Here is a 14,568-nt window from a genome sequence, read left to right as displayed (position 1 = left end):
GCTGCTCCGGATCGGGGACCATTCCCGCACCGGACCTTGTCCTTTCGCCTGCTCCCGCGAAGACCCGCAGAGGGGCGAGCGCTCTCCCGCCGCGCGGACACCCCCACACAGAAACCGAGCAAGGAAAATGGCGCCCCGCCGCATCGCGGCGGGGCGCCTTTGGCTTCGATCAGTCGTTGCTGGCGCGACGCGGCCGCGACCAGATCAGGCTGTGGGTGTCGCTGCCTTCGTCGTCGAAGAGGTTCGCGAAGATGGGCTGGGTGAAGCTCGGATCGTCGAGCTTGACCGAGAGATAGTCGCGGCCTTCTGCAGAGACCTTGGCCCAGGCGGCACCGATCTCGGCGCGGCCGACATAGACGCGGTGGGTGGGGGCATTGTCGTTCGGGCGATTGTCTTCCGGTGCAATCCGGACGCCCTTGGCCTGGACGCTGAGGGTCACGATCGAACCCTGATATTCCTCGCCGACCTTCTTGAAGCTGCCGATGTTCGCCATGTCACGTACTCCGATGTTCGGGACCGCCCTGTGCGGCCTCGATGGCGTCCAGAGGCCGGATGCGCCGGGTGCCGCAGCATGTGCCCGAAGCGAAGCGGAGGACCGCGCCGCCAGGCTTTCTTGCCTCGCGAGGAATGGGCGCACGCCCAGGGGAAGAAAGCCGGGGGGCGCGGTTGCGGCCAGTCCGGCGAGGCGAAGCCGTCCTCCGGCCAGACAGCCATTGACGAGGCCCAAGGGGCGGCCCGGCACCGATACCGGCCAGGCGAACCACAGCCCAAGTCGCTCAGGCAGAGCAAAGGCATCGAGCGCCCGCCCCAGCTTTGGGCACACGTTCCCATGCCCCGCGAACACCGCCCGTCACGGCCCCCCGCACCCTTGGCAACTGCCATCCGCGCAAGAACCGCCGCCCCGCCGGGGTCAGCGAAGCGCCACGATCGACGCAAGCCGACCCGCGGCGCCACCAGGCCAGTCCCGCACCGCTACCCCTTGAAGGCAGCACCGCCCAGCCCGGGCGCGACCGCCCAAACCCTCACCGACCGAAGCCAAAGGCGCCATGCCACGAAGCGGCGGCGGCTCCCGCGTTCACGAAGAGACGCACGCTTCACCCCGCCATCAATGCAGGACCCCAGAGCCCCGAATGCCACCCAGCCACCCGCCCGCAACGGCACCAGCAGACCGAGGCTTCCGGACATCATCCTGCCAGACGCAGTCAAAGCATGCGGAACGCCATGCGTGAGCCCGCTCGGAAAGACACCCGATCCAAGCGCGGTCAGCGCGCGAACGGGTCATATTCGCGGACGATCCAGGCGGGATCGCCGTCGAATTCCTGGGCCTCGAGGACACCGAACTCGTGCTCGCCGATCCGGACCACAACGACAATTGTCATGAGGGTTCGGGCCAGGCTCCAGGCGTTCTTCTGTGCGAGCGTGAGCGGCATCTCCAGGGCTCCTGTCGGGGAGCGGGGACCGCCCCCGCTCGACAGGCGCCCGAAGCGACCGGCGCGCGGCCGCAATCACCGCGCCGCCGACGGCAAGCGGCCGCATGCAAGGCATAGCGGACCCTTTACGGGTTGATGGCGTCAGGCCGCGCGCCGGGCCAAGGAAGTGCCTCAAAGAGCGGGAGGGTGCCCGCACCCCGCGCCGTGCAGAGCCCGCGAAACCGTCAGACCATTGCGCCAAGCCGCCTCACACACCCTCAAAGCGTCGCCAGCTTCGAGCCGTCGCCCGCAGCAAACAGGCATCCTGCAGCCCCTCTCGGCCAGGCTGAACATCGCGGCGCCTTCGCGCACTTCGACGAACATTCACCGCCGCCTCGCGGCACAAAGGGTCTGCCCTCTCGCAGAAGACCGCGCAGCGGTGCGGCGTGCGCGCAGGCCTGTGGGCCAGCCGCCGCATCGCCCCCGGTCTTGCGAGCGGGCCATGCGGTCCACACAACGCGCGGACCCTGGCGGCTCCGAAGGAGCGCCAGTGCACGCACTGCTGGAGCCCGCATTCCAGACTCTCGCCCGCGGACAAGCGCGTCTATCTGCGCGTCGGAGCCGTGTGCCTCATTCAACCGGTACCCGACCACCTTTGGCCCGAACGACGCGCATCTCCGGTTGGCTACTGACGCCAAGAGCTGTCTGTCTGGTCATAGGGCGGCGGGAGCCGTCCGGTATGCGGAGACAGATAGCAGAGATCTGCTAATCGGTAGCTGCCCAGGGGCAGTCGTCCATATCAGCCTCGGTTAACTTCCGGTTCTGGTGGTAGCTGTCGGTCAGCGTTGCGCCCCAATCTCCGACATTCGCCGGACCTTCGCACGTTCCTGGAAGCGGACGTGGTAGGGCTGGACCTTTAAATAAACTTCAGGCGCATCGCCGAAAGTGGAAAGTAGCTTTTCATCAATCTTACGAAGTTCCGGAAGAACATCGTTTATCCGAGTGGGCAGTAGCCGTTGGACGCGCTCGATATCGACGATAAACAGCTCTTGGATCTTCGGGAGGTAAGTGCGCCGAGAGACGCGCTTATGGATAGCTTTCCAGTCCGTCAGCCGAAGTCGCGGCTGACCGTCCTGAATATTTCTCTCTAGCTGAGACCGGTCAGAGCCGACATAGTCCTGACGTATCCGCCATGGTTCCCAGTCGTTAGCGTGACCCCAGCCAGCGGGATCGATCGCTCTAGGAACCTTGGAGAAGTAGCTATCCAGTCCGTTCAAGCTGTCGATACGAGCAAAGATATCGCCGGAGCTGCCTATCTTCGCCAGTGTAAAACGAGGGTTTGCATAGTAGTACCGGTATGCCTCATGAAGGCTAGGTGACCATGCTATGTAACAACCGTCGACTATCGCCCTGTAACTCATAAATCCGTCCCGAGAATACGGTACTATCTTGATTTCTCTACCTTAAGGAAGCGTTGCTGCTTTTAGGGCGTCGTAACCACATTCTGAGGCAGCTAAGCGCGCCAATCTCAGCCGTTCGAGCTTCATCGACATGATCTCGAAAGTTGCCATCCGGTCAAGCCAAATCTTTGGGCAAGGGTAGTGGAAAGCAGCTCGTGCGCGACCAACTATATTCAGAGCAACTTGAGAGACGGCGCATCCCGCGTATAGTGTCGCCCAACGGTGTATTCTGGTCTATCCAGTTCAGGCGTTAACATCGCAGTGGCAAAAATGATCTGATGCTCCACCACGGCAGCCGATGACACCCGCAGGATCTGCTTCTGGAAATTCTGACTGCGTATCGCCTCTACACCCATGTTTTCCAAGGTATCAATCATGCAAAAACGCGGATCACGCATGAAGGCAAGTTTGGTTGAGGCAGAGAGCAATGCTAAAGCAAAACTGCTTTTCAAAATGGCACGAGAGCTGGCCGAGAAGTAACGTTGTTCATTGATGCTAATTGAGTTGTCGCGGAAATTGAAGTTAACGCGCTGTGGGTTCTCAAAAATATCCTGTCGGCGTAGATCGTTGATTAGCAGCTCGCGTATTTCATCTGAAACCACGGTGCTCGCTCTGGCGATCCGTTCCGCCTGCTGGCGATGCAGAGCTTCGTTGTCACCTTGCAAAGCGGCAATACGTCCTTGCAGCTTTGCGCGACGTTCGCTGAGCTCGCGAAGCTTGGCCGCCAGCTGTTCCATGCGGGCGAGATCTTCAAGCGAGCGCTGGATGTAGCCCGCCTGTCGGTTGAGATCGCGTACACGCAGTTGCTGTTCGGTAGTCGCAACCCGGCGGAGGCTATCGAGACGTTGCCGAGCTTTTTCCCAGCGCTCGCGCAAATCTCGGACCCGGAGGTCGAGTTCGGCCGCCTTAAGCTGCCGGTTACGCTGAAGATGCTTCGACTGATCAAGTTGCAGTGCCGTTTCGTTGATCAACGCGGTGATACGGCCGCGCTCATGCCCGTCGTCGTATGGAGATTTGCACAGATAACACGCATGCTCGTTGCCGCTCTCAGCAGTGGGCGCATGACAGGCCGGACAATCGTTATACCGCACATCGCCGATCGCCGCCGCCACGGTTGAGGAGTCTCGCAGTGCACGCAGCTTGAATTGGAGGCTGTTGATGAAGCGATCTGAGTCCACAATTTTCAGCGTGAGGTTGTCGCGTTCCGCCTGCGCCTCTCCTAGCTCGGCCTGCAGCGTGACCACTTCATCATAGGCAGCTTCTTGGCCGCGCAAGGTGGTTGTGGTCTGGTCAGGTGCATCGCGCATCTGACGCTCGGCATCAGTAAGGGCCGTAGTGATCGCTGCGGCATCCTGCTCCAGCCGGTGGCGTTGAGCACTAATCCATTCGTGCGTAAAACCTTGCTCAGCTTCGCCAGCCACCGCGAGCAGGCTGCGATACGCGCCAGTGGCCTCGTCCAGTTCCTTGTTGAGCCGTTTGATTTCCTGTTCGTTCTCATAAAACTGCGCACTATGGGCGCCAAAGAGAAGCCGACCTACTGCATCTCGCAAACCGGCGTCATCGAATGCGCCTTGGCTTTTAAAGAGGCTGTTCACTGGGCTCAGCTGGTCGGCATATAGCAAGCGCAGAAGCTGATTAATTGTGATGTTGCCAGAAGTCTCGTTTGCAACCTCCGGCATATCTAGCAGCCGAAAGATGACCTGCGAGAAGCTCTCGCGCTTGTCGGAGCGGATATAGCCCAGCCGCAGCCATCGAGCGGCGGGCGCTGTGAGTGCTTCATCGATCTCGCCGGCAAAGAGGTCCATTGCTGGGCGCGGCCGGTCAGTGACGTCGCGCGCCAGGGTTGCGACGTTGCCATTGAAGCGCACCTGCAGATATACTCGCGTGCAGCGCAGGGCTGCTTCGCTCCAGTCCTGCAGGTCACCGCCAAGTCCGTAGTAGATGAAGTTAAGGACGGTCGACTTGCCTGAAGAATTATCACCACGGATAACATTGACGCCGACATGGAATCGCTCATCGTACGCCGACTCCCCATCCTTATGCACGAGCATGCGCTCGACGATCATGGTGGGATCATGCCGCATCGTATTTGTACTCCATCAGGCCACTGCGGCGCTTCAGCCCGTCACTGCCAAGCAGCGCATAGTCGCACGCCAGTGTTCTGATCGCCTCGAACAGAGCGGCGTTGTCAGAAATATAGGTAGCAATCGCTTCGCTGAGGGCATCGGGGGTCTTAGCGTCCCCGGCCATGATAACGCCCCGCTGATACGCGTCCGGATCGATTAAGGCGTGAGCCGCCAACGTGTCGAGTGCCAGCGCCTGCACCGGGGCCATGCGCAGGAATAGGGTCGCGTCATCGGGTATGCCCCCATAGGGCTGGGTCAATCGATAGGACTTACCCACCTTTTTCAGAGAAGCATGCGCCTTTTTGAAGCTAAATGTCTCCAAGCGGAACGGAAATGCCAAAAAGAAGTCGAGGAGGCGCAGCTTGTCGACCTCGATCGGCAGACACGTCGAGAGCTCGCGGACAAGGGCCATCAGCCTGAAGATCGTATGATACCGATCCAAAGCAGGTTGGTAGCTGATCACGTCAGTGCCACCTGATGAAGCATTGCTCGGCTAGCCAGTAAAGCATGCCCATAGCGCTTACGTGGTCGATTTGCAGAACGCTTACGGCACACTCATCGACGATCGGATCGACGATATCACGATTGATCTGCCGATTGATTTGGCTGATCGTAGAAGTCGCGATCTCGGGAATGACCTCGGTTGTGAAAACATTCTCAGCCCTTGCGAGAAGATAGACAAAGATCTCCTGTGCAGAATGGTATAGCGACCAAGTCTCCAGTAACTTTGCAAACTCCTCTTTCTGCTCGAGTGCGACGTCGATCTGAGCTTCTCGGCCGCTGTGGCGGAGTTTGGCGATCAACCCTTTGATGTCGTCGTGGGCTACCCCGCCATGATAGCGCTGGAGACGAACAATCGTGTCGTTATACTGAATGTTCTGCTCCACCTCATGCTGCAGTTTGTGTAGCAGCTTTTCAACGACCGATGCCGACCGGGGCAGCTGAATGTTGTATTGAGCGGCTATCTTGACGGCGTTGCCGGCAAGAACGTCACCGGTAAACTTAGGACCGTCGATCTTATCCCCTGCCACTTGATCGCCGCCCACCTTGGAGCGCGATTGATCTATCGAAGAGGTGGGCGTCGGCTCTGGCATGGCCACAGGATGCGTGTCCGGCGAGGCATTCTGCATCAACTCGCCGATCCGGCGCAACACGAGGCTGCCTGCGCCAGGAAGCTGGGCAGCGATCTCTTTCTTGCTTGAAACCGGGACCAGGCTAGTCCCGGGCTTCCTATCACTCATCGATGAGTCTTGTTTCCGCCTGTCTGATCGCCGCTCACTCGGGAGCCGCTCTGATCGACAACTCGGCCATAACCACTGATCGTAGTCGACTTCATTCGCTTGTAGGTAATGAATGAGCCTCCAACCGCCCCGGCGATCGCGCCGACAATCCCTGACACGATCTCCGGCGTGTGTGCACCAAGCAAATTCTCGAGCATCAAAAATTCCTATTCTAACACTGCATCATGCGCCACAGGTCGTATTGAAAGCAAGCGGAGATGGCCTCGGATCGGTTGTACTTCTAAGCTCAGGTGTCGATAGGCAAGCGCTCGGTACGTCGCCAGCCCGCGTGATGCTGACGCTGTGTTGATCAGCGTGACCGCGTGCCGATGGGCGCTGTGCTATTTCCGCCTCGACCGACAGGTGGACGGACGCGCCAGTTTCAAATAGCTGCTACGGCGATGTGAATGACCAATTTGAAACTCAGCACCCAGATCGCCAACTAAACGAAGGTCTGTTTAGGCTGCTACATCGCCCGAGACCGGCCATTCTGCAACCGGCCCATGAGCAGCCAGGCCGCTATTGAATAACGGTCGGTCGGGAATGCGCCCCATACTCGGCCATTCCAAGACCCGCTTTCAGATCCTGAAAGCTGCCGCCTGCTCACCCCGACACTTGGCTCATCCGCCGGCGAACTCGGCAAGGTGCCGCTTCGCCGATTCATTGGCCGGATCAAGCTCCAGCACGCGCCGGTATTCGCGCGCCGAAGCGGCGATATTTCCGACGACGTGATAGGCCTGCGCCAGGCTGTCGTGCGCGTTGACGCTTTTGGGATATTCGGCGGCGATGAAGGCGAACAACGGCACCGCATCCTGAGCGCGCCCGGTACTGAGCAGACGATAGCCCCAATCATTCAGTTCCTGCTCGGGCCATACCAGTCCGGGGTCCTTCGCCTTGATCGCTGCGGCCGCCGCCGTCGCCCGGGCGTACCCCTGTTCCTCGAGCGCGATCCGCAGCGCTGGCACGCCGGCGAGCGGCAGGCCGGGCGCGTAGAGGGACGCGATCTTGTCGACCATGTCTTCGGGAAATGCGCCCGCAAGATTGGTGAGGATGACGACCCCGACACGGTCCTCGGGATAGTAGAACGCCGCCGCGCGTCCACCCCCGGTCATTCCCGCCGCACGATGGCTGCCGCGCGCGAAGACCTGCCACCCCATGCCCCATTGCCCGGCTGTTCCGTCAGTGAAGGAAATGGGCGTCCACATCGTTTCCCGCGCCTGCGCGCTGAGCAACGAACCCTGCCCGACAGCAATCAGCCAGTTCGCCATGTCGATCGCGGTGCTGTTCAGCCCCGATGAAGCGCGCCGGAACGGCAGGAACCGCTCCGACGCTTCTTTTATCGTACGCGGCGCGTCGGACGCGGCTCCGCTATATCCGTTCACGAATGGCCCAGGCAGCGACCAGTGATAGGTCGGCACCTTGTTCGGCACCATGTCATACGCATCGCCATAATAGGTATGCGCCATGCCAATGAGCCGCATCTGCTCCTCGGCAAGCGGCGCGTCGAGCGCGCGGCCTTCGATCGTGTTGAGCACGCGCTGGATGAGCGTGTAGTTGGTCTGGCAATAGTTGAAATGATCCCCCGGCGCGAAGCGGATCGGTTGTTCCTGCACCCATTGCCATGCGGCTGCGGCGTCGGTTTCGACACCAGGTGCGCGCATCACGTCGGGCAGGCCGGATTGATGGCTGAGCAACTGGCGGATCGTAACGCCGCGCCATGCTGGGGGCAGGTCTTTCAGATAATGCCCCACGGGTGCGGAGAGATCGAGTTTGCCCTCGTCAACCAGCCGCATCGCTGCGACTCCGGTGAACGCCTTGGTGATAGAGTTGATCGCGAAGACCGTGTCGTCGCGCGCGGGCAGGCCGAATTCGACGCTGCCGGTGCCATAGCCGCGCGAAAGGACAATCCTGCCGTCCTTTATCACCGCGACCGCCAGGCCGGGTATCTGCAGCTTGGCCATCTGCGCGCTGAGATAGCGATCGGCGGCGATCGCCGGATCGGTCGCCACGCTTTGCGCCGATGCGGATATCGGCAGGATGGCGAGAAACAGCAGGGCTCCGCCACGGGCGAGGCTCCGTCGGCAGCCGGACCAAAGGGTCGGGGTCATATCAGTCTCCAGCGATGTTTTGCGGTGGATGGTGCGACGCGCGTCAGTCGGACGGACGCGGCTCCGGGATCGGCCGTCCGCGCGCCGCTGCCGCTGCCGCCGGCGAGGCATAGCGCGCCTGCGAGCGGGCGAGCCCTGCCTCGGCGCGGCGGCTGAGGTAATCGGGGTCGTCGACGGGCCGACCCCGGGCGGCGGCCAGCATTTGCGGCGACGGCAGCGGTATCGGCAGCGCCAATGATCTGCCCGTTGCGACATCCGCACCCACGGCGGGTGTTGGCTTATGCGTCGGTTGCGTGCGTCCGGTGGTTGGGCGGGACGCTTTGCCTGCCCCTGCGTCTGCCCGTGGCCGGGGACGCTCCGCCTGCGGGGAAGCGCCCGCGACAGATGAGGTCCGCAACGCGGGCGTGGTCGAGCTCGCATGCGTCGCGGCACTGAGCAAAAGCGCTGCACCACCAAGCGCAGGCACCAGAACCGTCACATGCCAGTACCGGCGCTGTGGCGATTGAAGCGCCAGGCCGCGCAGCCGGTGCTTCAGCAGCGCCGCCTCGCTGAGGCGGCACAGCGCGGCAGGCCCGCCTGCCGTGGCCTTCAACAAGGTACGCGCATATGTTTCGGCCTGGGCTCTTCCCAGCGTCCGCAACACATCGGCATCGCACGCGAGTTCCTGATCCGCACGGAACAGCCGGTACGCCCGGTGCGCGATCGGATTGAACCAGTGCAGCGCCAGCACCGTAATCGCCGCCATATTGGCGAGCAGGTCGTATCGCCGGTGGTGCATCGCTTCATGCGCCAGCGCGCATTGCCCTTCCTGCGGATCGAAACGCGCTTCAAAATCGAGCGGGACGTAAATCTGGCGCCGCAATATGCCGACCGCCACCGGGCCGTCGACTCCGCCGCTCAAATGGACGGGAATGCCGGCAACCGGCGTCACGGTTGCCACGCAATCGAGCCGGGCCGATCGCAGGAATCGCCAATATCCCGCCCATTGCCATGCGAGCCACAGTAATGCGCCGGTCAGCCAGAGGATGACGAGCAAGAGGATGAGATCCGGCCCTGAAACCTCCCGGGTCGGCGCGTTAGCGAGCACGATCGGCATGACATACTCAGGTCGAGCTTCTGCCTTGAGCAGCGGCAACGTCGGCATCACCATCCGCAAGGCGGGCAACAGCCAGAGCGCATAGATGAAGCGGGGGGGCACCCGGCTGCGCAGCAGCGGGCGGAGAGCCGCGACGCCGACCATCAGAAGGGTCGATGCGACCAGGGTCTGGACGATCCAGCCGGTCATGGCTTGATCGCCCGCAACAGAGCCTCGATCTCGGCTATGTCATCCGATGTGAGTGCGTCGCTGCGCGCCAGATGTGCAACGAGCGGAGCAGCGCGTCCTCCGAACAAAGTGTCGATCAGATGCCGCGACTGGCGCGTCGCGAACTGCTCCCGCGACAGCGCCGCACGATAGAAGAAGCGGCGTCCATCCGCCTCGTGGACGACTGCGTCCTTCGCAACAAGGCGCGCCAGCAACGTCTTTACGGTGCTCAGGCTCCAACCCCGTTCGCGCTCCATCGCAGTGCCAAGTTCGGCGGCGGTCAGGGGTTGCCCGTCCCATAACGCTCGCAAAATCGCCTGCTCGCTTTCGGTAATGCGTTCCATATCATCCGCCTCGTCTACATTTGTAGATGTAGCGTCTACAAGTGTAGATGCAAGAGGGAATCCGTATCGGATGCCTCGCCTCTTCTCCATGCCGGAATCCGAACGGCGCAGGCTCCACCGCACACCGGCCAAGCGCTGTGCGCTGGCGACGCGTTCACCGCCAAGCCGCTCGACCGAAGGCGGATAGACAATGGCCGCGCCTCGGAAGCGGCTGTTCCGCTCTCGGCCCATGAGCCGTCTGTCCGCAATTACGAAAACCAGCCAGTCGGCAAAGCGCCCCAATAGCGGCAGTTCCTCGATCACGCGATCGATCCCGGAACCTGCCGGTCGTTCATTTTAGCGCGAATCGACGGGACAATGGAGGGCCAGGGACCAAATGGCGTGCGGGCTAAGGCAGTCCGCCCAGCTGAACCAGGACCGCATCGCGCGTCGGTCGACTGAAGCGTTAAAGGCCGAAATGGCGGTACGACCGATGCAGCGCGCCAGGTCGTTCACGACAGCTTCGGCGCGATCCAATCGGGCATCTGGCCCCCCGGTCGCGACCTAGGGGCAAAGGGACACAGCGACGATCCGCCCATCCGGCGTCCCTGTTCAACTGGAGTTGGTGCTGGATGGCGGCGCTAGCACCACCTTAGCATAGCTGCGGCCGAGCGGCACCGAAACGCCGCACAATAACTGGATCGTGCCGCGGCCGCCTTGTGTCTTGCGGATCTGGCGCACCTGCCGGCTGTTCACGACCGTTTGACGGTGGACGCGGACAAAGCCCAGCGGCGCCAGTCGGTGCGCCAGATCCGTTAACGTTATGCGCACCATATGCGCGCGACCATGTGCAACAATCTCGCTGTAATTGCCTGCAGAGCGGACCAGCACGATGTCAGCGATGCGCAGTCGAAGCAGCGGCGCTTCGGCCAGGTCTAGCCACTCCCCGTCGAGAGCGGGTGCTGCCGGCTCCGGGCAGGCGATGATCGGTTCGAGGTTCGCGGCCTCGGCAGCGGCGCGACGAGCAAGATGCTTGCCCCACGCCAGCATGGCGAGCAGCACGGCGGTCCCGAGGATCGCCCCGCGAGGAAGAAAGTGCGCATATGTCGGCAGCGGCACCGCGCCCGGGGCGCAAGTTGGATACCCTGAGATGCCCACCGCGAACCTCGAGGCGAGCATATCGGCCGCGATCACGGGAATGAAGGCGAGCGCAAGCAGCACCAAAGGTGAGGCACGGCGTGCAAGCAGTGCCGCTACAGGCTGACGACACCCACAGCCGATTGCCAGCGCAAGGCTCCAAATCAGCAGCTTGGCGAGCGGCGTCTCGGCCGGATGCTCGGAAGCAAATGGATTGAGTTGAAGCGCGGTGCCGCCCGCGTGATAGCCCAGCACGAACCCAAACAGGGCAAGCAGCGCTCCAGCCGCAAGCGGGATTTGCTGATCCCAGAAGACCCGTTGGGCGATGCTCCGCATGGGTCCTGAGTAGCGCAGGCGAGCGCGCGCGCGAAGCGTCGTTCATCCCATTGGCGTGTCGTTCGGCACAAGCCGCTCGCACGAGGCTTGCCCACGCCCCCAACTCAGCCCCGATACCCGCAAGGAGGCTGTTCGAATGCGTTGCTCCATTCTTTTCTCGCTGCTTGTCGCGCCCGCCGCCGCATCCGGTCAGACGGTACTGTCGCCCGTGCAGGCGCGCGATGTACTGCGCGAAGCCGACGACGCGTTCGGGCGCCGGATCGGGATCGAGGATGTCGGGCTCTATAGCGAGAGCGAAGTGCGCGGCTTCGACCTGCAGAGTGCAGGCAACTACCGAATCGAGGATCATTATTTCGTTCGCGCCGCCGGCCTTCTACAGCCCGTGACCGAGGGCGTTGCGATCCGGGTCGGTGCGAATGGACTACGCACCGATTTCGCCGCCCCCTCAGGCGTCGTGCAGTACGACCTGCCGGACGGAGTGCGCGGTCTGAGTGCGACGACGGAAGCGGGCTGGTGGGGCGGTTCGGGACCTGTCGCTCTGACCCGATTCGCGGCGGCAAATGGAGATGAAAGCCTGAGCGCTGCTGGCGGCCTTCAGCTCAGTCCGGTTCAACGCTACACCGACGGCACTCGCGGCACCTTCGTCGCCTTCGGAGTCGTGCCGCGGTGGCGGCCGGCACGCGGCGTTCGCGTGACCGCCATCTGGAGCCGGAACGTCTTCACCCGGGGCGCATCCACTTCCTACTCGATCGTCGGTACACCGCCCGCCCGAATCCGGCGCGGCATCGATCGCACGCAGCCGTGGATGGAGGCACGAAACACCAGCGAACTCGCCGGGATCATGGTCGATCTCGAGGCGAGCGGTGGCTGGATGATCGGCGCCTCCGCCTTCCGTTCGGTCCTGCCGTATCAGCGCAACATCTTCAGCCTCATTCGCCTGTCACCCGGCGCACCGGCGCAGGCGAGCGGCTTGTTGTTCGGCGCTGAGACGCGCAGTGCCGTTTCGAGCGAAATCACCGCGACCAGGCACTTCGGCAACGCGACACTTCAGCATCGCGTCGTCGCAATGATCCGCCGCCGCGACAGCATGGCGCTGAGCGACCCAGGTGCGCCGTTCGATCTTGGTGAATATCCCGACCTGGACCATCCGCCAGCGCGCGCCCTCCCGGAAGTCACGCCCGACCCAAGGCGGCTGCGCGACGATGTCAGCCAATGGACTGCCGGGCTCGGCTACCGCCTGTCGATCGGGGCTGCTGCCGAGATCCGTGCCGACATCCAGCACGTTTTTTATTCAAAGCGAGCGCAAGCGCTGGACGGGGTGGTCACGCGCCAGACCAGCCAGCCTTTGCTGTATGGCGGCGCGCTGTCAGTAGCGCTGGCGCGCACGGTGACCGCCTATGCGAGCTTCGCGCGTGGACTGGAGGAATCGGGTGTTGCTCCTGCCAACGCGCTAAACCGTGGGGAGGTGCTGCCCGCCGCGATTTCGCGCCAGGCGGAGTTGGGATTGAAGGCCGCGTTCGCGGGTGGGCCGACTTTGATTGCGGGGGTATTTGACCTCGCCAAGCCGTTGCTCGGCGTCGATCCGCGTGGCGCCTTCGACTTTGTGGGCACGGTGCGGCATCGCGGCGTGGAACTATCGCTCGCTGGACCGCTCACGCCGCGGCTGAGCATCGTCCTGGGCACGACCTATCTCGACGCTCGCACGAGCGGCGAGCTGGTGGACCAAGGCATCTATGGCGTCCGGCCGATCAATCGACCTGCATTCTCGGCGCTCGCAAACGCCACCTGGCGAGTGCCCGGTGTGGACGGACTGTCCGTCGACGGGGGCGTCAGCTTCCGCTCCGATCGATTTGCTGACCGCTCCAACCACATCTCCTTGCCTGCCTATGCGGTGTTGAATGTCGGGGCCCGTCTACGCTTCCAAATGGACACGCGCCCGTTCACGGTGCGCGCTCGGCTGGCCAACCTCAACGATCGCTTCGCGTGGAATGCCAGCAATAGCGGCTTGTTGAACCCGATCGCTCCTCGGACGGTCATGTTAACCCTGACGAGCGAATGGTAGCCACGCGGCGAGGCCGCACTCGCAAATCAGAGCTACCACCGCTGCTATTCGGCACACGGGCCATTTTCGCACCTTGCCGACCAAGACCAGGCCCTGACAATCCCCAACGTATTGAATCTACAGACCATGACCGAACGACTGGACCATATGCGCCAAGTGCCGGCGCTCACGCAAAAGCTGAGCGAGCTTACTCTCGCACTCAAGAAGGGGGCGATCGCGCAGACCATCCTGAGCTTGGTCGAGATATTGCGCCCTACTCCCGGTCGTTCATCGCGCCGTCCCGCGCTCCTGCAAGCGACCGTTCAGCGCGTTTCGCCAGCGCTTGCAGATAGGCGACAAACATTTCCGCCATCGCCGCCGCATATGTCTCGATTTCGTGATCCGTGCGAGGCGTCTCGGAAAAATTGCTGCCGACCTGCGTCAATGTGGTCTCGATGAGGCTGGCAACCGAATCGGTCGCCTCGCAATCAAGGCCGGGCAAGGTCTCTCGAATGAAGGCGCGGATCACCTGCGAGCCCGCCGCCTGTGCTTCCTCCACCTCGGGGGCGTCGCGGTAGAGCGGCGCTGCGTCCGCAAGCGCTGTCCTGACTTCTGCTTCCTCGCATTCGGAACGCAGAAAGGCGTGGGTCAGCAATCGTACCCGCTCAAAAGCCGGGTGATCCCGGTCGCTAAGGATGTCGATGAGCAACTGGCCTGTTCGACGCCATTCGTCGCTTTGCAAGCGAAACAGAATCGCCGCCTTGTTCGGGAAATATTGGTAGACCGATCCGACGCTGACCCCGGCACGCTCGGCAACGCGCGCCGTCGTGAATCGAGCTGACCCCTCGGTGCGCAAAACCTGAATAGCGGCGTCCAGCACGGCGGCGACGAGATCGTTCGCGCGCGCCTGCTTCGGCTGTTTGCGCGAGGAAATCTGCGGATTTCGACGCTCCGTCACTGCAACCTTTCCGAACGCGATTAGTAAACGTGACGAACTAGTCGTATTTTCGCGGCGAGGGCAAGCAATTCGCAACGCCCGCCGGAG

12 protein-coding genes are annotated in these 14,568 nt (G+C 62.5%); 1 reads left to right on the top strand and 11 read right to left on the bottom strand.

Annotation, left to right across the window (positions count from 1 at the left end; translation table 11 throughout):
• Window positions 1-169 precede the first annotated feature (169 nt).
• The 10 genes from ACG3SL_RS17715 to ACG3SL_RS17670 all read right to left on the bottom strand — a co-directional run bounded on the left by ACG3SL_RS17715 (window position 170) and on the right by ACG3SL_RS17670 (window position 11,482).
• Window positions 170-493, bottom strand: a complete 324-nt coding sequence (locus ACG3SL_RS17715) for a DUF736 domain-containing protein (protein WP_448662484.1) — start codon at window positions 491-493, stop codon at window positions 170-172.
• Between the two features lie 769 nt (window positions 494-1,262).
• Window positions 1,263-1,430, bottom strand: coding sequence for a hypothetical protein (locus tag ACG3SL_RS17710; RefSeq protein WP_448662483.1), 168 nt, complete (start codon window positions 1,428-1,430; stop codon window positions 1,263-1,265).
• Window positions 1,431-3,042: 1,612 nt separating this feature from the next.
• Window positions 3,043-4,935, bottom strand: a complete 1,893-nt coding sequence (locus ACG3SL_RS17705) for a hypothetical protein (protein ID WP_448662482.1) — start codon at window positions 4,933-4,935, stop codon at window positions 3,043-3,045.
• 7 nt (window positions 4,936-4,942) lie between these two features.
• Entirely contained in the window at window positions 4,943-5,458 is a 516-nt protein-coding gene (locus tag ACG3SL_RS17700; RefSeq protein WP_448662481.1) for an ABC-three component system middle component 5, read from the bottom strand.
• A gap of 1 nt (window position 5,459) precedes the next feature.
• Window positions 5,460-6,236 (bottom strand): ABC-three component system protein, encoded by a 777-nt coding sequence (locus ACG3SL_RS17695; protein ID WP_448662480.1) that lies wholly within the window; start codon window positions 6,234-6,236, stop codon window positions 5,460-5,462.
• A complete protein-coding gene (locus ACG3SL_RS17690; RefSeq protein ID WP_448662479.1) occupies window positions 6,233-6,433 on the bottom strand; it encodes a hypothetical protein in 201 nt (66 codons plus the stop codon). Before ACG3SL_RS17690 ends, ACG3SL_RS17695 begins: the two co-directional genes overlap by 4 nt.
• Window positions 6,434-6,895: 462 nt before the next feature.
• Complete coding sequence (locus ACG3SL_RS17685; RefSeq protein WP_448662478.1) at window positions 6,896-8,383, bottom strand: serine hydrolase; 1,488 nt, start codon at window positions 8,381-8,383, stop codon at window positions 6,896-6,898.
• A 43-nt stretch (window positions 8,384-8,426) separates the two neighbouring features.
• The gene (locus ACG3SL_RS17680) at window positions 8,427-9,668 is read right to left on the bottom strand and encodes a M56 family metallopeptidase (protein ID WP_448662477.1); all 1,242 of its coding nucleotides are present in this window, start codon (window positions 9,666-9,668) and stop codon (window positions 8,427-8,429) included.
• On the bottom strand, window positions 9,665-10,333 hold the full coding sequence (locus ACG3SL_RS17675; RefSeq protein WP_448662476.1) for a BlaI/MecI/CopY family transcriptional regulator: 669 nt from the start codon (window positions 10,331-10,333) through the stop codon (window positions 9,665-9,667). Before ACG3SL_RS17675 ends, ACG3SL_RS17680 begins: the two co-directional genes overlap by 4 nt.
• Window positions 10,334-10,621: 288 nt before the next feature.
• A complete protein-coding gene (locus tag ACG3SL_RS17670; RefSeq protein ID WP_448662475.1) occupies window positions 10,622-11,482 on the bottom strand; it encodes a LytTR family DNA-binding domain-containing protein in 861 nt (286 codons plus the stop codon).
• Window positions 11,483-11,618: 136 nt separating this feature from the next.
• Between ACG3SL_RS17670 and ACG3SL_RS17665 the strand changes: the two genes are divergently transcribed.
• The gene (locus ACG3SL_RS17665; protein WP_448662474.1) at window positions 11,619-13,544 is read left to right on the top strand and encodes a TonB-dependent siderophore receptor; all 1,926 of its coding nucleotides are present in this window, start codon (window positions 11,619-11,621) and stop codon (window positions 13,542-13,544) included.
• A gap of 253 nt (window positions 13,545-13,797) precedes the next feature.
• Here ACG3SL_RS17665 and ACG3SL_RS17660 read toward each other — a convergent pair whose 3' ends face one another.
• A complete protein-coding gene (locus ACG3SL_RS17660; protein ID WP_448662473.1) occupies window positions 13,798-14,481 on the bottom strand; it encodes a TetR family transcriptional regulator in 684 nt (227 codons plus the stop codon).
• Between the last annotated feature and the right edge of the window lie 87 nt (window positions 14,482-14,568).

This window comes from Sphingomonas degradans (assembly GCF_053502645.1).
Note: the sequence above shows the minus strand (reverse complement) of the source record. Positions and strands in the feature narration are given on the sequence as shown.

What these genes read in the sequence shown, in the direction of transcription:
- ACG3SL_RS17710 (WP_448662483.1), bottom strand. Translation starts at nt 1,430, where the DNA reads ATGCCGCTCACGCTCGCACAGAAGAACGCCTGGAGCCTGGCCCGAACC.
- ACG3SL_RS17705 (WP_448662482.1), bottom strand. Translation starts at nt 4,935, where the DNA reads ATGATCGTCGAGCGCATGCTCGTGCATAAGGATGGGGAGTCGGCGTAC.
- ACG3SL_RS17665 (WP_448662474.1), top strand. Translation starts at nt 11,619, where the DNA reads ATGCGTTGCTCCATTCTTTTCTCGCTGCTTGTCGCGCCCGCCGCCGCA.
- ACG3SL_RS17670 (WP_448662475.1), bottom strand. Translation starts at nt 11,482, where the DNA reads ATGCGGAGCATCGCCCAACGGGTCTTCTGGGATCAGCAAATCCCGCTT.
- ACG3SL_RS17685 (WP_448662478.1), bottom strand. Translation starts at nt 8,383, where the DNA reads ATGACCCCGACCCTTTGGTCCGGCTGCCGACGGAGCCTCGCCCGTGGC.
- ACG3SL_RS17715 (WP_448662484.1), bottom strand. Translation starts at nt 493, where the DNA reads ATGGCGAACATCGGCAGCTTCAAGAAGGTCGGCGAGGAATATCAGGGT.
- ACG3SL_RS17695 (WP_448662480.1), bottom strand. Translation starts at nt 6,236, where the DNA reads ATGAGTGATAGGAAGCCCGGGACTAGCCTGGTCCCGGTTTCAAGCAAG.
- ACG3SL_RS17680 (WP_448662477.1), bottom strand. Translation starts at nt 9,668, where the DNA reads ATGACCGGCTGGATCGTCCAGACCCTGGTCGCATCGACCCTTCTGATG.
- ACG3SL_RS17690 (WP_448662479.1), bottom strand. Translation starts at nt 6,433, where the DNA reads ATGCTCGAGAATTTGCTTGGTGCACACACGCCGGAGATCGTGTCAGGG.